Here is a 1,943-nt window from a genome sequence, read left to right as displayed (position 1 = left end):
CATGCCGAACGACGACACCGCCGCACGCCGCGGCCGGCCCGCCTCCGGCCACTCCTGCGTCTCCGTCAGCAGCGCGACGTGGCCGGTCTCCCACTCCACATGTGTCGAGGGCTGATCCACGTTCAGGGTCTGCGGGAGCCGGCCGTGCCGCAGGGCCTCGACCATCTTGATGACACCCGCCACACCGGAGGCGGCCTGGGTGTGGCCGATGTTGGACTTGATGGAGCCCAGCCACAACGGCTGCTCTGCGGTGTGCGCCTGGCCGTACGTGGCGAGGAGGGCCTGCGCCTCGATCGGGTCGCCCAGCGTCGTACCCGTACCGTGCGCTTCCACCACGTCAATCTGCTCCGTGGTCAGCCCGGAGTTGGCCAGTGCCTGCTCGATGACGCGCTGCTGGGACGGTCCGTTGGGGGCGGTGAGGCCGTTGGAGGCGCCGTCCTGGTTGATCGCGGAGCCCTTCAGCACCGCCAGGACCGTGTGCCCATTACGCTCGGCGTCTGAGAGACGTTCGAGGAGGACGAGGCCCGCGCCTTCGCCCCAGCCGGTGCCGTCGGCGGCGTCCGCGAAGGGCTTGCAGCGGCCGTCGGCGGCCAGGCCGCGCTGGCGGGAGAAGACCTGGAAGGTCCCGGGCGTGGCCATGATGGTCGCGCCGCCGGCCAGGGCGAGATCGCACTCGCCGTGACGCAGCGCCTGCATGGCCAGGTGCAGGGCGACGAGGGACGACGAACACGCGGTGTCCACCGTCATCGCCGGGCCCTCAAGGCCGAAGGTGTAGGCGATCCGGCCGGACGCCACGCTGCCCGAGCTGCCCGTGGCGATGTAGCCCTCCAAGCCCTCCGGGTTCTGGTGCAGCCGCAGCAGGTAGTCCTGGGAGATCACGCCCGCGAACACGCCGGTGTTGCTGCCCTGGAGCACGGCGGGGTCGATGCCCGCCCGCTCGAACGCCTCCCACGAGGTCTCCAGCAGCAGCCGCTGCTGCGGGTCCGTGGCCAGCGCCTCGCGCGGGTTCATGTGGAAGAAGTCCGCGTCGAACAGATCGGCATCGTGCAGGAACGCGCCGTGGCGGGTGTAGACCTTGCCCGTCGCGTCGGGGTCCGGGTCGTACAGGTTCTCCAGGTCCCAGCCGCGGTTGGTCGGGAGGTCGCCGATGGCGTCGCGACCGGTGCTGACGAGATCCCAGAGCGCCCGCGAGTCGCGTACGCCGCCGGGGTAGCGGCAGGCCATCGAGACGATCGCGATCGGGTCGTCGGCGGTGGCGGCGGTGCCGGCGCGGCTCGGAGCCCGGGAGGCGAACGACTCGGTGTTGAGGATCTGGCTGAGAAGGTGGCGGGTCAGCGTGTGGGGGGTCGGGTGGTCGAAGATCAGGGTCGCGGGGAGACGCAGGGAGGTCGCGTTCGTGAGGCGGTTGCGGAGTTCGACGGCGGTCAGCGAGTCGAAGCCCAGCTCCTTGAACGGGCGTTGCGCGTCGATCGCCTCGCCGGTGCCGTGACCGAGGACCGCGGCGACGTTGCTGCGGACGAGGTCCAGCAGGCGGCGCTCCTGCTCGGCCTCGGGGAGCGCGGCGAGCTGCTCGGCGAGCGCGCTGCCGTCGCCCGCCGCCGAGGTCGCCGCGACGCGACGGGCCTTCCGCGGGACGATGTCGCGCAGGAGGGCGGGGACGCGCGGCGCCGTGCGCAGCGCGGCCGGGTTGAGGGGAAGGCAGAGCTGGTACGCCTCGGGGCCGGCAAGGGCCGCGTCGAACAGACGGAACGCGTGGTCGGCTTCGAGCGGGGTGGTCCCGTGGGTGACGTTGCGGACCTCGGTGTCGCTGAGGTGGGCGGTGAGGCCGGTGGCTTGCTTCCAGTAGCCCCAGGCGAGGCTGGTGGTGGGGAGGCCTTGCCGGGTGCGCTGGTGGGCGAGGGCGTCGAGGTAGGTGTTGGCGGCGGCGTAGTTGGCCTGGCCGG

1 protein-coding gene is annotated in these 1,943 nt (G+C 72.2%); it reads right to left on the bottom strand.

Features of this window, described 5'->3' with window-relative positions; translation table 11 throughout:
- Window positions 1–1,943, bottom strand: a 1,943-nt coding sequence (locus tag ABD317_RS36395) for a type I polyketide synthase (RefSeq protein WP_344296247.1), incomplete at both ends; no start/stop codon positions are given.

The organism is Streptomyces synnematoformans (genome assembly GCF_039531005.1).
Classification (GTDB): Bacteria; Actinomycetota; Actinomycetes; order Streptomycetales; family Streptomycetaceae; genus Streptomyces; species Streptomyces synnematoformans.
The sequence above is the reverse complement of the archived record's forward strand: the minus strand, read 5'-3'. Positions and strand labels throughout refer to the sequence as shown.